Origin of the sequence: Actinomadura meridiana (assembly GCF_039537545.1) — a bacterium.
GTDB lineage: Bacteria > Actinomycetota > Actinomycetes > Streptosporangiales > Streptosporangiaceae > Spirillospora > Spirillospora meridiana.
Genome location: NZ_BAABAS010000029.1, coordinates 1 through 17,628 on the forward strand (window position 1 = coordinate 1; position 17,628 = coordinate 17,628).

Consider the following 17,628-nt stretch of genomic DNA (forward strand, 5'->3'; position numbering starts at 1 on the left):
GGCGTCGGCTCCTACGTCGAACTCTCCGCCTCCAACCCCTCCGTCCTCGCCTTCACCCGCGAGATCACCGAGGACGAGAGCCCGTGGGGTGAGATGGACACGGTCCTTTGTGTCAGCAACCTGTCGCGTTTTCCGCAACCCGTGGAACTCGACCTGCGTCGCTTCGAGGGCTACTCCCCCATCGAATGCATGGGCGGCGTGCAATTCCCTGCCATTGGCGAACTGCCCTACCTGATGACCCTTCCCGGGCACGGCTTCTACTGGTTCCAGCTCGCGCCGCCCGACGACGACGGCGCGGATACGGGCCCACGGGCGGAAAGGACCGCCTGACCGTGCTGCCGCCCCAGCCGGGTCTCACCGAGACCCTCGCGGAGTGGTTGCCCAGGCAGCGGTGGTTCGGCGGTAAGGACGGCCCCATCGACGACCTCACCATCGGCACCGCGACCCAACTCCGCACCGGCGACCCCGCCCTGCACCACCTCATCCTCGACGTCCACCAGAACGGCACCACCGACCACTACCAACTGCTCCTCGGCACCCGGCAGCACCTGCCCGACCGGCTCCGGCACGCGGAGATCACCCGCCACGACGACGACACCCGGGGGCCGCACCTCTATGACGCCGCCCACGATCCCGACCTGACGCGGACGCTGCTGGACGAACTGGCCGTCGGAACGTCCATCGGCCCGCTGCGTTTCCATCGCGCCGACGACTCCCGCATCCGCACGGACCTGACGAGCCTGCCCATCACCGCCGAGCAGAGCAACACGTCGTTGCTGTTCGGAGACGCCTACATCTGCAAGCTGTTCCGGCGGCTCAGCCGCGGCGTCAACCTCGACCTGGAGGTCAACCTGGCGCTGACGCGCGGCGGGTGCGCGCGCGTCCCGGCCGTCCGCGGGTGGATCGAGCTGGAGCCGGGACCGCTCACGCTCGGCCTGCTGTCGGACTACCTGCACACCGGCGCGGACGGCTGGAGCCTCGCGATCGCGAGCGTCCGGGACTGGTTCGCGCACACGCCGCCGCGCGACCCCGGCCGGGACGGCGCGTGGGAGGGCGAGTGGGCGGAGCTGGACGCCAGCGTCGCGGGCGGCGACTTCGCGGCCGAGGCGGAGCGGCTCGGCGCGGCGACCGCCGAGGTGCACGGCGCCCTCGCCGACGCCTTCGGCGTGACGGTGCTGCCCGCCGAGGACGTGCGCGCGATGGCGGCGCGGATGAACGACGAGCTGACCGGCACCTGCCGCGCGGTGCCCGGGTTGGCACCGCACGCGAAGGCGCTGACCAGCGCTTTCCTGGACCTGGCCGCGCGGGCCGAGCCGCTGCCGGTGCAGCGCGTCCACGGCGACTACCACCTGGGCCAGGTGCTGCGCACCGAGAGCGGCTGGACATTGTTGGACTTCGAGGGCGAACCCGCACGAACCCAACATGAGCGCACGGCTCTCGCGCATCCGCTGCGGGATGTCGCCGGGATGCTGCGCTCGTTCGAGTACGCCGCCCGGTTCCTCATCGCCAAGTCGGGGACGACGCCGTCCGGCCCCGGCGGGCGGGTGGAGACGCGGGCGCACGCCTGGGCGGCGCGGAACCGTGCCGCGTTCTGCCGCGGCTACGCGGCGGCGGGCGGACCCGATCCGGCGGCGCACGCGGTGCTCATTCGCGCCTTCGAATTCGAGAAGGCCGTCTACGAGGTCCGGTACGAGGCGCGAAATCGGCCCGCCTGGCTGCCCGTTCCACTGAAATCGCTGGCGCATCTGACCGCATGATCAAAGACACCAAAGGTCACCGCTAATTCCGTGCCATGATCATGCAAAATCGGTGTGCTCTCCAAATCCATTCGCGTTCGACGGGTACCCGAACTCTCGGCAGGGAGATTCCCCGCCGGGAAACACGCGAAGATAGATCCCCGTAATGGGGGAACGGAGAACACACCGATGTCCACCACATACCGATCGCACCGAGCCGCCGCACGCACCGGAGCGTTCGCGGGCCATGCCGCCCACGCCCGGGGCGGCGTCCGAAAACAGAGGACGCTCAGGACGGTCGTCGCGGTGACGGCGACCGGGCTCGCGTCCGGGCTCGTCCTGACGGCCCCGATGGGCGCGGAGGCGCAGGCCGCGCTCAACCCGACGGTGCTGCGGGGCCTGCATCTCGACTCCGCCACGCAGAAGAAGGTCCAGGCGTACGACAAGTACCGGACGCGCGAGGAGACGCAGCGGGAACACGCCGACGAGGCCCTGGCGTTCGCCCGCAAGCAGCTCGGCAAGCCGTACCGGTGGGGCGCGGACGGCCCGAGCGGCTACGACTGCTCCGGCCTCGCCATGGCCGCGTGGCGGGAGGCGGGCGTCAAGATCCCCCGGGTCACCTACTCGCAGTACCGGCAGGTGAAGCGGAAGGTCAGCCTGAAGGACCTCGAACCCGGCGACCTCGTCTTCTTCCACGGCCGCAGCCACGTCGGGATCTACACGGGGAACGAGCGTTTCCTCCACGCGCCGCACTCCGGTGCGCGGGTGCGGATCGACAAGCTCGGCAAACGGCGGAAGAGACAGTTCGCGGGCGCGGTACGCCCGGGCGCCCCCGCCTACAAGGAGTGGTCGCCGTCGGTGAAGGAGCTGGTCGAGAAGATCGACCGGATGAGCGCGGAGAAGCGCGCGGATCATAAACCGCCTGATAAGTCGCGGACCCCCGAAATTCCGCCACCCACCGATACATTGCCCGGAAAAACCGACATTCTCCCCGACAAATCCCCCTCGGGTACACCACCGGACGAGTCCCGTCCCGAACCCCGGCCGCGCTACAAGGCCGACGACCACGAGCAGAAGACGCCCGGGCGGCCGTCCCGTCCCTGGGCCGACTACGTGGGCCCGCTGGAGGAGCTGACCGTCCCGGGTCACACTCCGCGCTGACCCGTCGCCATCAGCGCGCCGCCGTCCACGGGCACTCGCACCCGTGGTCGGCGGCGATCACAACGCGCCGTCTCGGACGCGGAGCGCCGAACACGGTCAGCGGCGGGGGGCCAGGTGGCCGTCGAGAAGGCCGTCGAAACTCAACCGGACCAGTTCCTCGCCCAGGGTCGACAGGTCGCGCAAGGTCGTGGTCAGCCAGGCCAGTTCCTGGAAGGCCCGGCCGTAGTCGCGCTGCTGCTCCGGGGAGAGCCGGGGAATGCGGGCGCGGCGGAGGTCCACGCGGCTCGAACCGGTGCCGGTGCGGAGGTGGGCGAAGGTGAGGAAACCGGCGAGGAAACCGGGGTCGAGCCGTTCCGCGTCCGGTCGGTACAGGGTGAGGTAGGGGCCGAGCGCGGCGCCGGACGCCGTGACGACCCGGGCCGCCCCGGCGGCGGTGGCGACGACATCACCGGGCTCCAGCATGATCAGGCCGGGATCGGCGGCGGACGTCGCGGACGGACCCGTCCCGGCGCTCACGTCGTCGGCGGTCAGGACCGGCACGTCACCGCCCGGACGGAGCCGCGCGGGCGCATGGCTGATCGTGACCACCCCGGCCCTGGCCAGCTCGGCGAGCGTCGTGACCGGCACGGGCCGCCGCTCGGGCAGCGGATCCAGGGCGGGCGGGACGGGCGCGGCGGCGGCCAGCCGGTCCAGCACCTCGGTGAAGCGGCGGCCGAACGCCTCCCCGCTCTGCCGTGGACGGTGCCGGGCCGGGCTGAGGTCGATCTCGTCGTCGAGCAGGTCGATGACCGGTACCGAGTGCTCGCCGTCCGCGCGCCGCTTCCAGACGCGTTCGGCCAGGTCGAGGTCGCCCTCGGCGTCCAGCAGCAGGATCGTGGCGGGCGGCGCGGCACCCGGTTCGGGTCGCCGCAGCAGCCACAGGTCGGGGCCGCCCGGCGCCAGCGTGATCACCGCGCGGAGCGCGCCCGCCCGCAGCAGGGTGCCGCGGACGCGCCGCCCGGGCCGCCGGGACGCCACCGCCGACGGCATCAGCACCGCGGCGCGCCCGCCGGGCCGCAGGTGCGCGAGGCAGTGCTGCGCCCAGGCGAGTTCCGGTTCGCCGCGCGGCGGCAGCCCGTACTCCCAGCGCGGGTCGCCGGCCAGCTCGTCGTATCCCCAGGCCCGGTCACCGAACGGCGGGTTGCACAGGACCGCGTCGACGGTCACGCCCGAGAAGGCGTCGTGCCGCAGGGAGTCGCCCGCGACGATCTCGGCGGGTGTCCCGGCGAGCAGCAGGCGGGCCTCGGCGATGCGGGCGGCGGGCGCGGCGGCGTCCTGGCCGAGCGCCCGCCGCACGCCCCGGGCCGCCAGCAACGGCGTGCCGAGCCCGCAGGCCGGATCGAGGACGGTGTCGCCGTCCCGGCAGACGAGCCGGGCCATCAGCCGCGCCACGTCCTCACGTGTGACGGAGAGCCGCCGTGAGTGCGCCTGGACATAGCGCTGGACGAGCAGCTCGAAGGCCCCCGCGTGTCCGTGTTCGGCGGCCAGCTCGGCCAGCCCCGGGTCGGCCGGTTCGTGTGGCGCGGTGTCGTCGCGGAGTTCGAGGAGTTCGAGGAGCCGCAGCCCGGCCCGGCCCACGAGGTCGGCGAGGTGGAAGTCGTCGCCGGAGGCCCGCAGCCGCTGCCACACCCGGTCGCCGAGGGACAGCTCGAACGGCTTGCCGTTGCGGCGCAGCCAGCTCTCGACGTCGACGAGGGAGAACAACGGGCTCGTGGCCGTCCCGCCGACGGGGCGCGGGAAGTCGCCGTGGCGGCGGCGCCAGTTGCTGACCGTGGCGCGTCCCACGCCCGCCAGGCGGGCGATGTCGCCCGCCGTCACCCCCGGGTCGTCGGTCACCGGCGCGCCGCCGCGCCCACCACCAGCGGCGACACTTCGGGGGCGGACGGGACGACGTCGGCCACGACGCAGGTGATGTTGTCGAGCCCTCCGGTGCCGTTCGCGAGGCCGATGAGGCGGGTGACGGCGTCCTCGGGCCGCGCCGCGCCCGCCAGCGCTTCGCGGATCGCGTCCGGCGGGAGGAAGCCCGAGACGCCGTCGGAGCACAGCAGGTAGCGGTCGCCGGGCAGGGCGTCGTGCCGGAACACGTCGGGTTCGGAGCGCGTGCCGGTCTGGAGGGCCTTGACCAGCATCGACCCCTTGGGGTGGCGGTCCGCCTCCGCGCGGGTGAGCTGCCCGCCGTCGACGAGCGACTGCACCATCGTGTGGTCGCGCGTGAGCTGGAACAGGTCGCCGGTACGCAGCAGGTAGGCGCGGGAGTCGCCGATGTGCGCCACCGCGAAGCCGCCGCCGTCCCAGGCCATCACGGTGAGCGTGGTGCCCATCCCCATCAGGTCCGGCTCGTGGCGGGCGAGGGCGTCGAGCCGGTCGGCGATCTCGGTGACCGCACCGGCGAGGTCGCCGCCCGGGCCGAGCCCGGACAGGATCGTGATGGCCGTCCGGCTCGCGACGTCGCCGTGCGGGTGGCCGCCCATCCCGTCGGCGACCGCGAGCAGCCGGGGCCCGGCGAGCGCGGAGTCCTCGTTGACCTTCCGGCGCATGCCGACGTCCGAACCCGCGGCGAACCGAAGCACATGGTGAGCCATGCATCCCATGCAAACACGCTAAAACTCGATTCACAAATGTCCTGCTCAACGATGCCGTTTGCCATGGATGACCATTCGCCGGGCCGTTGCGATTCGCTTACCCGGCCGTGGGCATCGCCCTCGGACATGAGGGCATCATCAGGGCTCTTGCGACTTTCGGGGCGATTGGGAGGGACGCGATGTGGGACTTCGCGGGCCGTGACACCGCTATCGACCTGGGCAGCTCCACCGTGCGGATGCATGTGCGAGATCGCGGGGTCGTCTGTAGGGAGCCGTCACTGCTGGCCCGTTGCCGCCGCACCGGACGCATCCTCGCCCTCGGCGGCCCGGCGCGGGAGATGGCGGGACGCAACCCGGACGTCACCCTCGTCCGGCCGATCCGCGAGGGCGCCCCGACCGAGACCGACGAGGCCGAGTACCTGATGCGCCACCTCGTCCGCAGGCACCATCACCGCCGGTACACGGCCCGCCCGCGGCTGGTCGTGACGGTGCCGAGCGGGATGAGCTCCGTGCACTACCGGGCGCTCCAGTTCTCCGCGTACCAGGCGGGCGCGCGGCGCCTGACGCTGGTGCCGACGCCGATCGCCGCCGCCATCGGGATGGGCCTGACCTCGTCGGCCCGGCCCGAGATCACGGTCGTCGCCGACATCGGCGCGGACCTCACCGACGTCGGCGTCATCGCGTTCGGCGGGCTCGTCACGTCCCACACCGCGCAGATCGGCGGGTCCGCTTTGGACCGTGCCATCGTCGCGCTGGTCCGGCGCGAGCAGAACACGGCCATCTCGCTGTCGGCCGCCGAGGCCGCCAAACGGGAGGTCGGGGCGGTGCCGCCGCTCGGCCGCCGCCAGGTGCGGCAGACCGTCGCGCACGGGCGGGACCTCGCGACCGGGATGCCGCGCGAGATCGTCCTCACCACCGTCGACATCGGCCGGGCGATCGCCGGACCGGTCACCGAGATCGTGGAGGCGGTGCGCACCGGTCTCGCGGGCTGCACGCCGGAGATCTCCGGCGACCTGCTGAGCGTCGGCGTCACCCTCACCGGCGGGTCGGCCCGGCTGCCGGGCCTCGAACGGCTGATCCGGGAACGGACGGGCCTGGCCGCGCGGATCGGGGACGACACCGGCGACGCGGCCGTCCTCGGCGCCGGTGAGGTGCTGCGCTCGGCGCACTCGCCGGAGCCGTCCGCCCGGGAGAGCTCGCCGCGCCCGCACCTCGTCACGTCCATCCCCGAGTTCGAGTACTGACCCGCGGGCTAGACTCCGGGTCTCATGAGCGACGCACCGGAGCGCGACGGTCCCGGCAGCCCGCGCCTTGAGGAGGTCTCGGACGGGGTGTTCGCCTACGTCCAGCCGGACGGCACCTGGTGGATCAACAACACCGGTTTCGTCGCCGGTTCGCGGGGCGTGACCAGCGTCGACGCCTGCTCCACCGAGCGCAGGACCCGCGCCTACCTGGAGGCGATCCGGTCGGTGACCGACCGTCCGGTCCGGACGCTCGTCAACACCCATCACCACGGCGACCACACGTTCGGCAACTTCGTGTTCTCTGGCGCGACCGTCGTCGGGCACGAGCAGACCCGCGCGGCGGCGATCGCGTGGGGCAAGCCGTTCGACGAGCCGTACTGGACGAAGGTCGACTGGGGCGACGTCGAACTGGAGCCGCCGTTCCTCACCTACACCGACGCCGTGACGCTGTGGGTGGACGATCTGCGCTGCGAGGTCCGGCACGTCGGGACGCCCGCGCACACCACCAACGACTCGATCGTCTGGATCCCGGACCGGCGCGTCCTGTTCTGCGGCGACCTGCTGTTCAACGGCGGCACCCCGTTCCTCATGCAGGGGTCGGTGTCGGGCGCGCTCGCGGTGTTGCAGGACGTCCTCGCGCCGCTGGACGCGGAGGTGATCGTCCCCGGGCACGGCCCGGTCGCGGGCCCCGAGTTGATCGACCACGTGGCCGGATATCTGCGGTTCGTGCAGGCGACGGCCGCCGAGGGCAGGCGGGCCGGGCTGACGCCGCTGGAGGCGGCACGGGAGGCCGGCCTCGGCCCGTTCGCGGAGCTGACCGACGCCGAGCGCCTCGTCGGGAACCTGCACCGCGCCTACGCCGAGCTGGACGGCGCCGAGCCCGGCGCGCGGATCGACGTGGTCTCTGCGCTGGAGGACATGATCGCGTTCAACGGGGGCCGCCCGTTGACCTGCCGCGCCTGAGCGCGCGCGTCAGCGCAGCTCCGCCGTGGTGATGAGGCGGACGCAGGCGGTGGCCCAGGCGCGGACGGCGCGGTGCGGGTCGTCGTCGGTGAGCGCGGTGGCGAGGGCCGCGACGGTTTGGGCGGCGGTGCGCAGGCCCGCTTTGTTGAGGTCGTCGCCCGCGCGGGCGATCCGGTCCTGGAGGGTGGGCGTGACGTGGACGAGCCCCCGGTGCGCGGCGGCGGAGCACGCGGCGAGCGCCTCGTCCAGGGCGTGTCCGAGCGGGTCGGGGGCGGCCGGGGGCGGGCCGTCCAGCGCGGCGGTCCCGTCGCCGGGTTCCAGGTCGGGCACGACGACGCCGTCCGGGGTGAGGACCGCGAACGGGTCGATGACCAGGCCGCCCCGGTCCCGGCCGACCGCGCCGCCGAGCAGGCACGGCCCGGCGGTGAGCGCCCCGGCGAGCACGTCCAGCGCGGCCGGACGGTATGGGCTGTAGGCCGCGGACACGACGGCCGTGGCGCCCGCCGCGTCGGCGACCAGCGCGTCGAGCCGCTGCGCGCCGGGGTGGTAGCCGAGGTCGCGCAGCTCCGCGATCCCGACGACCCGGACCCGTTCGGCGGCGACGCGCGGGCGGACGAGCCGGGGCGGCAGCGCGTCCAGGGCGCGTTCCTCCGCCGCGAAGTCGCGGACGGTGAGCGCGGCGGGCAGGCCGGTCCAGGTGTCGCCGAGGGGCGTGACGGTCGTCTTCGCGATCCGTCCGGTGGCGACGCGCACGACCCGTCCGGCGCTGCGGGTCGCGCTCTCCGACACGACGTTGCCGGTGGCGAGCGATCGGAGCGTGGCGCCGAGGACGCGGCGGGCGGCGATGTCGGCGCCGGTCAGCCGCGTGCCGTCCGGGACGTCCCAGCGGCGTTTCAGGACGAGCACGATCCCCGTCCCGGTGTGGGCGAGGAAGACGTCCGCCGTGCGCGTGCCGGGGGTGCCCGCGACGCGGCAGCCGAGGGCGGCGAGCCGGACGCGGCGCAGCGGGGTCTCGGCCGCCTCGTCCGTCCCGAGGACCTGCGAGCGGTCCCCGCCGGAGAGGGACGCCCGGTGCCGGGCGTGGAGTTCGGCGAGCAGTTCCGCGACGCGCGCCGGGTCGTGGTCGGCGCGGCGTTCCCGGTGGGCGGCGAGCTGCGCGGCCAGGTCGTCCAGGGCGGCGGCGGGCCAGTGCGCGCCGCGCGCCGTCAGCCCGGCGGCGGCACGGCCCAACGCGGCGACCAGCACCGGCCCGGCGTTAGCGGCCCCGTCGAGAAGGATCTGGTCAACCAGGTCGAGCGCCGGTGCGAGGCCGTCGGAGGTCCGGCCGGGTCCGCCGCCGACGTCCAGGCGGGCCTCGTCGCCGGTCAGGCCGCGTTCGTCGGCGGCCCGGAACGCCCAGACGGCCAGGACGGTCACCTCGCCGCGCAACGCCGCGACCGCGTCGGTGTGGACGTAGCCGAGTTCGCCCGGCACGAGAAACCTGACCGTGCACGTCGGCAACTCGACCCGCGCCACCGGATCGTCGGCGGTGGGACGGCGGACCACGGCGGAGTAGCCGCCGCGGAACGCGCGGCGGGCGGCGGTGACGGCGCGCCGCCCGAGGACGCCCGCCAGCGCGTCGTCGTCGAACCGGCCCGGCGACCAGACGACCACCGGCTCCGGTTCCGGTTCTGCCGCTTCACCGGTCGTCCGCTGGTAGGCGAGGATGACGCCGATCTGGTGGCGGCACGTTCCCGTCGCCGCGCAGGTGCAGGCCGCGGCCTCCAGCCCGGCGCCGGGCGGCAGGGACGCCCTGACGCCGTCGGGGTACGCGCCGGTGACGGCGCCGTCCGGCGACACCGTGACCTCGGGGCCGTTCCCCGCGTCCAGGTCCTTGGCGGCGCGTTTGACGAGGCCGCGGTTGGCGAGCGCGGCCAGGGCGTCCGGCGTGAGGGACAGCAGGTCGGCGCGGGTCATCGGCCGATCCGCTCCGCGACGAACTCCGCGAGCTGGCCGGGCGTCATCGCGCCGACGTGCGCGCCGACGTCGGCGAGGCGCTGCGCCACCTCCCGGTCGTAGGCCGGTTCGGCGTCCTCGTCGAGCGCGGCCAGCCCCAGCACGTGCGTCCCCTGCTGGACGAGCCGCCGCACCTCCCGGACGAGCCGGTACGGGTCGCCGCTCTCGAAGAAGTCGGAGACGACCGCGACGATCGCACGGCGCGGGTTGTCCACCAGGCCCGCCCCGTACGCGACGGCCCGCGCGATGTTGGTGCCTCCGCCGAGCTGCACCTTCATCAGCAGTTCGACGGGGTCGGTGACGTCGGACGTCAGGTCCACCACGGACGTGTCGAACGCGACGAGGTGCGTCGTGAGGCCCGGCAGCCCCCACAGGCACGCGGCCGTGACGGCGGAGTGGATCACCGACCCGACCATGGAGCCGGACTGGTCGACCAGCAGGATCAGCTGCCACCGTTCGACGTGCCGCCGCGTCCGGGCCACGAACCGGGGCTCCTCGATGTAGAGGCGGCGCTCGTCGGGGCGGTAGTGGGCGAGGTTGGCGCGGATCGTCCGGTGGAAGTCGAAGTTCCGGGAGTTCTTCAACCGGCTGGGGCGCCGCGACCTGGCGCCGTGGAACGCCTGCCGGATCTCGGTGGCGAGCCGCTCCAACAGCTCCCGCACAACGGCCTCGACGATGCGCCGGGCGAGCGCGAGGACCTCGGGGTCCATCAGGTGCTTGGTGCGCAGCACGGCGCGCAGCAGCGTCCGGTCGGGTTCGATGCGCGCGAGGACGGTGGGGTCGGTGACGACGTCCAGGATCTCGTAGCGTTCGACGGCGTCGCGTTCCAGCCGCTCGATCGTCTCCTTCGGGAACAGCCGGTGCACGGCGTCGAGCCAGTCGACGGTGGTGAGTCGGGACGGCTCGTCCCCGGCGGTGCGGTCGTCGTCGGGAGAGCCGGGGCCGCGCCGGACGCCGCGTTCGGCCAGGTCGGGGTCGCGCCCGTACAGCCAGTCGAGCGCGGCGTCCCGTTCGGCGTCCGCGCCGCCGAGCGGTCCGGTGCACGCCTGCGCGGGCGCGCCGAGGATGAGCCGCCACCGCTCCAGATCGGGCGTGCTCACGACGTCCCCTCGGAGGCGAGTCCGGCGGCTTCCAGGGCGCGGTCGACACGGGCCTCCAGAGCGTGCGCCTCGGCGATCAGCAGTGGGTCGGCGCCGGTGTGGAGGAGCGCGCGGGGTGAGCCGCGCAGGCCGCGCCGGTCCAGGAGGCCCTGGGCGATCGTCTCGCGTTCGCGGGGCGGGAAGAACGCGAACGCCTGCCGCAGCGCGGGCAGCGCGACGAGGAAGTCGCCCTCGCCCATGGCGCCGACCAGTTCGTCGAGGACGCCGAGGACGGGCGCGCCGGGGTCGAGCACCTCCTGCCGGGCGAGCGCGAACAGCCCGGCGAGCCAGTCGCCGAACGTCGCGGGCCCGGCCGCGCCCCGCACCGCGCGTGCCGCGTCGGCGGTGTCGCCGAGCGCCCGGCCGAGCCCGAACGCCGCGCCCCGCAGGTCGGGCGGCGCGTCCGTCCTGGCGGCGACGCGGCGCGCGATGCCGAGCGCGGCGGCCCTGTCCAGGTCGAGCGCGTCGGTGGCGTGCAGCAGCGCGTCGCGGACGGCGGCGACGGCGCGCAGGCGACCGAGATCGGCGGGCGCGGGCCCGCCGCGCAGCCCCTCCATCAACCACAGGACGCGGGCGACGCATGCGGCGACGACCGTCCCGAACAGCGGGCTGCGGGCCGTGCCGAGTACCCGATCATGCCGCCACAGGCCGAGGACGGTCTCCAGCGCCGCGCCGAGCGGCGGCAGCTCGGCCGCGCCCGCGATCCCGGCGGCGATCGACTCGGCGATCCGGCCGGACTGGGCCGCGCACCCGCACAGCGCGGCGTCGAACAGCACGACCGCGAGCGCGCCCATGTCGGCTCCGGCGTCGGCCATGCGCTCGTCCAGCGCGGCGGCTGCGGCGTCGCCGAGCGTCGCCCCGTACGCCCCCGCCTCGATCAGCGCGGACTCGCGGCGCCCGCCCTGGCCGGAGAGGTCCAGCGTCCAGCGTTCCTCCAGCACCGGGTCGGCGCCCGTCGCGGGCCCCGACCGGCGCTCGACGCCGGGAATCCGCAGGACGCGCAGCCGGTGCAGGACACGGCTCCGCTCCAGCCCACGCGAGGACGTCAGCCTGAAAGTGACCGGGCCACTCTGGTCAAGGCCGAGGCGTTCCAGCTCGGCGGCGACGTCGTGGACGAGCGGCGGCGCCGGGGTGTCGGGGTGCAGACGCCCGACCCGGTCCCCGCTCAGCGCGGCGACCATCTCCACGACGGCCGGATGCGCGCCCGTCGCCATGTGGGGGGACGGCCCCCCGCACCCCCCGGGAATCGCGCCGGGGGCGAGCGGGCCTCGCGTGGTCCATGGGAGGGGTTGGTCCAGGTCGTCGTTGACCAGCGCGGACACCAGGCCGTCCAGCAGGTCGGTGCGGGCCGGGGCGCGGTGCCCGCGCAGCCGGGTCAGGCCGCCGGTGAGGGTGCGGGCGGCGACCAGGTCGGCGGTCGACACGGGTTGCCGCCGCGCCCGCAGCCGCGCCACGACCGTCTCGATCAGCGCGGCGGCGGCCGTGTCCGGGTCGCCCTCCCAGAGCCGCTGGTAGTACTCGGGCGACGGCATCCCCGACTCGTAGCCGGTGAAGGCGTCCAGCCGCCGGAACGAGTACGGGACGAGGAAGCTCCCCCCGGCGGCGCCCTCGGGCGGCGCGGGGACGTCCGGCCAGCCGGTGTCGCCCGTCGCGGCGAGCGTTTCGAGGGCGGGTGTGTGGAAGCCGCCCGCCACCACGACGACCGGCCGGTCATCGGCGTCGGCGGCGGCCGCCCTGATCCATCGCGCCATGTACGCCTCGCGCGCCGTGTCGTCCGGCCCCGCCTCGGCCTCGCCTCGTAGGAGGGCGAAATAGGCGGCGAGTCGCTCCGCCGGGTCGTCGGGGTCGATCTCGAAGAGGTGGTCCCAGAGGACGTCGGTGTTGTCGACGGCGAACTCGCGGCACAGCCGTCCGGTGGCCTCGGCGTACCGGCGTTCGGCGTCGGCGTACCGGTTGCCACGGTCGCCGAACGCCGGATGCCACGCGGGCAGGTCGATGAACCGCAGTCGCGCCCCGGCCGCGTGGCCCTCGTTGAGCGCGACCCATTCCGGCGAGTACGCGCAGAACGGCGTCCACGACGCGTGCGCGCGTTCCGCGTCCCGGTGGTAGCTGAAGATCGCGATGGGCGGTTCGTGGGCCAGCAGCAGTTCGTCGATCCGGGCGCCGAAGTCGGCGGGCCCCTCCACCAGCACGTACGCGGGGCGGAGCCGCTGGATCACGTCCCGGACGAGCCGCGCGCACGCCGGGCTGTGGTGCCGGACGCCGACGAACATGACGGCCATCAGCCGGGCAGCAGATGCCGGGCGGCGTGCAGGGCGCGCCACTGCTCGCCGTCGCGGCGCGGCGCCCGTTGCTCCAGGTAGCGGCGCAGCCGAGCCAGGTCGTCGGGGCTGTCCTTGGCGGCCGTCCCGGCGAGGCACTCGACGATGTCGGCGGCGGCGCCCGCCTCGCCGCGCAGGAACCAGCCGCGCACGCCGACCTGGTGCGCGACCGACACGGCCTCCGCCGTACTCATCACGGCCGACAGCCGGTCCATGGCCTGGCCGTCCTCGGTCGCGGCGTTGCGCAGTTCCCGGAACGTCGTGACGAGCACTTCGAGGACGTCGCGGCGCGGCGCGACCTCGACGCCGCTGCGTTCCAGCAGCCGCGTCGCCTCCCGTTCGACGAGGCCCAGTTCGGTGGCGAAGTCGGCGATGGGGAACACGGTCTCGAAGTTGAACCGCCGTTTGAGCGCGGCGCTCATCTCGTTGACGCCCCGGTCGCGGGTGTTCGCGGTCGCGATGACGTTGAACCCGTCCCGCGCGAACACCATGGCCTCGTCCCCCGACAGCTCCGGGATCGCCAGGACGCGGTCGGACAGCGGCGACAGCAGCGCGTCCTGCACCTCAAGCGGGCAGCGGGTGATCTCCTCGAACCGGACGACCTTCCCCTCCGCCATCCCGGTCAGCAGCGGCGCGGGCACCAGCGACCGGGTGGACGGCCCCTCCGACACCAGCAGCGCGTAGTTCCAGGAGTACTTGATCTGGTCCTCGGTGGTCGCGGCGCCGCCCTGGATCGTCAGCGTGGACGTGCCGCTCACCGCCGCCGCGATCAGCTCCGACAGCAGCGACTTCGCGGTCCCCGGCTCCCCCACCAGCATCAGGCCCCGGCTGGTCGCGAGCGTGACGAGGGCCCGGTCGATGAGGGCGGTGTCGCCGACGAACTTGCGTGCGACGCCGAGTGCCGCGTCCCCGACGACGAACCGCCGCGCCGCCGTCAGGCTCAGCGCCCAGCCGGGCGGGCGCGGCCCGGAGTCGCCGTCGCGCAGCCGTTCCAATTCCTCGGCGAACCGGACCTCGGCGGGCGGTCGCTGGTAGGCGGCGTCGCTCATCGCACGTCCGCCTCGGCCAGCCCGATCAGGTCGGACAGGATCTCCGACGCGGTCACGGCGTCGAGTTCGCCGAACCGCAGGGGCGTCCCGACGCGCACGCGGTAGTCGTCGGGCCTGGTGGCGAACCACACGTGGCTGAGGGTCTGGTGGTCGCCCGACCCGCCGACGTTGCCGACCGTGATGCCGGGATAGAGGTCGATCACGACGTACCGGTCGTCGCCGACCCGGCGGGAGATCCAGCGTTCGCCGCCCGCGTCCTGCGGCTCGCCGCGTTCCCAGCCGAGCCGGACGAGGCCCAGCACCTTGCCGAACGGGACGGTGACGCCCTCGAACCGCTCCAGCCGTCCGCCGTCCTTCTCGGCCTCGGTCAGCGCGTGAACGGACCGTCCGAGCTGCGGGAACGGCTGGAGGATCTCGTAGTCGGCGAACACCTCCGCCCAGTCCTTGAGGGCGTCGCCGAGGTGCAGGGGGTGCGCGATGAGGACGTCCGCCGAGGAGGGCAGGGCGAAGGCGTCGTCGGCCGCGTCGGCGAACGTGCCGTCCTCGGCGACGCGGAACGCGGTCGCGTCGCCGCCGTCGAGCGCGATCCAGACCAGGCGGCGCGCGATGTGCCGGACGAGCGGATGGCCGACGATGAACTCGCCGAACTCCACCGGCGTCCAGCACCGCCGCTCCGCCATGGCCTGTTCGAGCCGGAGGAGCTGGTCGGACGCGACCCCCCGCACCTCCTTCTTCAGCGCCGTGAACGCCTGGTGGGCGGCGGGCGCCAACTCCGGGTCGTCCTTGACACCGGGTTTCGGCAACGTCTTGCGGCGCTTGCCGTCCTCGTCGGTGACGAACGGCCTGAGCTGCTCGTCGAACCGGACGAGGAACCGGCGCGGCCCGTAGTCGAGCGTCATGGCGCCGTCGGCGTCGAGCCCGAAGGTGGGGACGAGCCGGTCGGCGAGCTGGTCGGGGCTCAGCCCGAGCCGCTCGGCGACCTCCTCGATCCGGTGCTCCGCCTCGGCCCGCAGGCCCTTGAACGCGACCTTGCGGGCGATGCCGTTCAGATGCGTCAGGGCCGCGTCGGAGCCGATCTCGGCGAGCACGTCCAGGCCCCGGACGGCGAGCTTGTGTCCGCCCTTGCCGGGCAGCGTCCGGATGACGGCGGCCAGCAGCCCGGCCGTCTCGTCGTCGCCGGTGCGGGCCAGCTGCGTCAGCGCCCACACGTCCTTGGGCGGGTGGCCCGCGTCGAGCCAGCGCTGGAACACCGCCCAGCCGAACTCGGCGACCGAGTCGGGGTCGCAGGTCTTCGCCGGTTCGTCCATGACGTAGGGGGACGGCAGCGCGAACAGCTCCAGCAGGCGGCGGGTCGCGTCCGGCGGAAGGGCCCGCTCGTGGCCGCGCAGCAGGACCTGCGGCAGCACCGCCGGGTCGGCCCAGTCGCCGATCCTCGCGGGCGCGTCCAGCCCCGTCTCGGCGGGCTCGGCCGCCAGCAGCTCCTCGATCGCGTGGCCCGCGTCCTCGCCGTGCGCGTCGCGGGCGGCGTCCGCGATGGCGCCGAGAGCGTGCGCGTCGTTCAGGTACCGCAGCGCGGTCTCGGCCTCCCGGCACCGCTTGGCGCTCTGCCCGAGCGCCGCCGGGACGAGCAGCGGGACGGCGTCGAGCCCGTGGTGCCGCAGCCACCGGCGGGCCGGGCCCACGTACGCGCCGCCCCGGACGAGCCATCCGGCCATGAGCCGCGCGAGGCCCGCGTCCAGGAACGGCAGCAGCGGGCCGACGCAGGTCTCCGGGTACGGCTTGGCCATCCGGATCGCGGCGGGCAGCGCGTCCAGCTCGTAGCGGGCGACGAGCACCCGCACCCACGTGTGGGCGTCGCGTTCGGCGTACCCCTCGAAGTCGCGCAGCAGCGGCCGGACCAGGTCCTCCGGGCCGTGCAGGACGAGTTCCTCGCCACCGATGAGGGAGCGGCCGAACAGGTGGGCCTGGACGAGAACGTCCCAGTCGTCGCGGTCCGGCGTACGAACTCCGGGGTCGGCGGCGAGCCATTTCTCCCGTTCGCCGTCCCGCCAGACGATCCGCGGCGCCGGTTCCCGCAGGCCGGGGACGGCGGGGCGGCTGGGCCGCGCCCACGGCGGGTCCACGAGCACGCCGGGCAGCGATTCCGGGCCCGCCACCGGGACGCGCGCCGATGTCGCCGCGAGCGGCTCGACCACGGCGCGCACGTCGTCGGGCAGGCCGGGCAGGGCCGCCGCGACCAGCTCGGGGTGGGCCCGGACGTGGTCGCGCAGCACCCCGTCGGTCCGCTTGCCCGCGCGTGCCAGCAGCCGCAGCGCCCGCACCGGGAAGCACCCCGCCGCCGCGTCCAGCGCGGGACGCACATGCCTGCGGTCGAGCCGGTCGACGAGCGCCTGGAACGCCTCGTCCGTCGGCAGGACGGCCACGGCCTCGAAGATGCGCCTGCGGTCGGTCGACTCGACGTGCCCGCCGTCGGCCTGTTCGAGGAGGAAGCCGAGCGCGCCGGGGCCGACGCCGTCCACGATCGTCGCGAGCTGCGCCCGGGTCGCGTCGCCCCAGAACAGGTACACGGCGAGCCGTCGCAGCTGGGACGCCTTGCCCAGCGCCGACAGCCACATCCACCGCGCCTCGCTCCGCCCCATCCGGGGACAGGGCGTTCCGGCGCAGCACTCGTCGACCCAGTCGTCCCGCGTCGGCACCAGATACGACACGAACCACTTCGTCCCGGGGCCGGACCGGTGGCGAGCCAGCCGCTCGACCGCCTCGGCGTACTCCGGTTCGTCGGCCGCCGCCAGCAGACCGCGAACGCGGCGGGCGGTCTCCGGCTCGATGTGTTCGAGCTTCTCGTCCCCGTGGTGGAACGCGCCGACCGACGTGCCGCCCCAGGAGCCGCCCGCCCCGGCCTTCGTCTCCGTCCGGCCCAGCTCGACGAGCGCGCACGCCGCGAACGCGATCCCGCGCTCGGTGACCCAGGCGTCGACGAACGCGCGATGTGCCTCTTCCCCGCGGGCCGGGCCACCCTGTGGTTGATGTCGCAGACCGTGCGCGGTCGCCGCCGCCACCGCCCCGGCACCGACCGGGTCGTCGCCGCCGTCGAGGTACCGGCGCGCCGCCGCCGCGAGCTCCCGGTCGCCGTACGTGTCCTCCAGGAGGGACTCCACGGCCCCGCCGGTCTCCGCGACGAGCGCGCGGACGGTCTCCGGCGCCCTCGCGTCCACCGTGATCGCGGGCCCGGGGGCGCCGCCGCGCCGAGCGTGCAACGTCCGCCGCCACGCCTCCGGGATCGTCGGCACGTCCTCGTCGGGGATGTGATCTTGCATGCGCCAACCGTAGGGGAGCATGCCGACATATCCGGGGAAAATCCAAACAGTCCCCCCCACTGATCGTTGTAGCGTGACCCCT

The 17,628-nt window shown here is 74.4% G+C and carries 12 protein-coding genes; 5 read left to right on the top strand and 7 right to left on the bottom strand.

Annotated features, from left to right (window positions below; all coding sequences use genetic code 11):
• The 3 genes from ABD808_RS35195 to ABD808_RS35205 form a co-directional block, all read left to right on the top strand.
• Nucleotides 1–330: alpha-glucosidase C-terminal domain-containing protein (locus tag ABD808_RS35195; protein WP_344906721.1), on the top strand; the 330-nt coding region annotated here is incomplete at its 5' end.
• Between the two features lie 2 nt (nucleotides 331–332).
• Nucleotides 333–1,757: a maltokinase N-terminal cap-like domain-containing protein gene (locus ABD808_RS35200; protein WP_344906724.1), complete on the top strand. Its 1,425-nt coding sequence runs from the start codon at nucleotides 333–335 to the stop codon at nucleotides 1,755–1,757.
• A gap of 168 nt (nucleotides 1,758–1,925) precedes the next feature.
• Nucleotides 1,926–2,897, top strand: coding sequence for a C40 family peptidase (locus ABD808_RS35205; protein ID WP_344906727.1), 972 nt, complete (start codon nucleotides 1,926–1,928; stop codon nucleotides 2,895–2,897).
• 96 nt (nucleotides 2,898–2,993) lie between these two features.
• Here ABD808_RS35205 and ABD808_RS35210 read toward each other — a convergent pair whose 3' ends face one another.
• The gene (locus tag ABD808_RS35210) at nucleotides 2,994–4,772 is read right to left on the bottom strand and encodes an N-6 DNA methylase (protein ID WP_344906730.1); all 1,779 of its coding nucleotides are present in this window, start codon (nucleotides 4,770–4,772) and stop codon (nucleotides 2,994–2,996) included.
• Nucleotides 4,769–5,518 (bottom strand): PP2C family protein-serine/threonine phosphatase, encoded by a 750-nt coding sequence (locus tag ABD808_RS35215; protein WP_344906733.1) that lies wholly within the window; start codon nucleotides 5,516–5,518, stop codon nucleotides 4,769–4,771. The genes ABD808_RS35210 and ABD808_RS35215 overlap by 4 nt, the downstream gene beginning before the upstream one ends.
• Before the next feature lie 179 nt (nucleotides 5,519–5,697).
• On the opposite strand from ABD808_RS35215, the gene ABD808_RS35220 reads away from it, so the two are divergent.
• Together ABD808_RS35220 and ABD808_RS35225 are read left to right on the top strand one after the other, a co-directional pair.
• On the top strand, nucleotides 5,698–6,762 hold the full coding sequence (locus ABD808_RS35220; RefSeq protein WP_344906736.1) for a rod shape-determining protein: 1,065 nt from the start codon (nucleotides 5,698–5,700) through the stop codon (nucleotides 6,760–6,762).
• A 24-nt stretch (nucleotides 6,763–6,786) separates the two neighbouring features.
• The gene (locus ABD808_RS35225; protein ID WP_344906739.1) at nucleotides 6,787–7,725 is read left to right on the top strand and encodes an MBL fold metallo-hydrolase; all 939 of its coding nucleotides are present in this window, start codon (nucleotides 6,787–6,789) and stop codon (nucleotides 7,723–7,725) included.
• 9 nt (nucleotides 7,726–7,734) lie between these two features.
• On the opposite strand, the gene ABD808_RS35230 is transcribed toward ABD808_RS35225, so the two are convergent.
• Genes ABD808_RS35230 through ABD808_RS35250 form a run of 5 tightly spaced genes read right to left on the bottom strand, consistent with a single transcriptional unit; the run spans nucleotide 7,735 to nucleotide 17,546 of the window.
• Complete coding sequence (locus tag ABD808_RS35230; RefSeq protein ID WP_344906742.1) at nucleotides 7,735–9,681, bottom strand: hypothetical protein; 1,947 nt, start codon at nucleotides 9,679–9,681, stop codon at nucleotides 7,735–7,737.
• A complete protein-coding gene (locus ABD808_RS35235; protein WP_344906744.1) occupies nucleotides 9,678–10,820 on the bottom strand; it encodes a VWA domain-containing protein in 1,143 nt (380 codons plus the stop codon). The genes ABD808_RS35230 and ABD808_RS35235 overlap by 4 nt, the downstream gene beginning before the upstream one ends.
• The gene (locus ABD808_RS35240; protein ID WP_344906747.1) at nucleotides 10,817–13,141 is read right to left on the bottom strand and encodes a DUF5682 family protein; all 2,325 of its coding nucleotides are present in this window, start codon (nucleotides 13,139–13,141) and stop codon (nucleotides 10,817–10,819) included. Before ABD808_RS35240 ends, ABD808_RS35235 begins: the two co-directional genes overlap by 4 nt.
• The gene (locus ABD808_RS35245) at nucleotides 13,141–14,229 is read right to left on the bottom strand and encodes an ATP-binding protein (RefSeq protein WP_344906750.1); all 1,089 of its coding nucleotides are present in this window, start codon (nucleotides 14,227–14,229) and stop codon (nucleotides 13,141–13,143) included. Before ABD808_RS35245 ends, ABD808_RS35240 begins: the two co-directional genes overlap by 1 nt.
• The gene (locus tag ABD808_RS35250; RefSeq protein ID WP_344906753.1) at nucleotides 14,226–17,546 is read right to left on the bottom strand and encodes a DUF4132 domain-containing protein; all 3,321 of its coding nucleotides are present in this window, start codon (nucleotides 17,544–17,546) and stop codon (nucleotides 14,226–14,228) included. The genes ABD808_RS35245 and ABD808_RS35250 overlap by 4 nt, the downstream gene beginning before the upstream one ends.
• Nucleotides 17,547–17,628 lie beyond the last annotated feature (82 nt).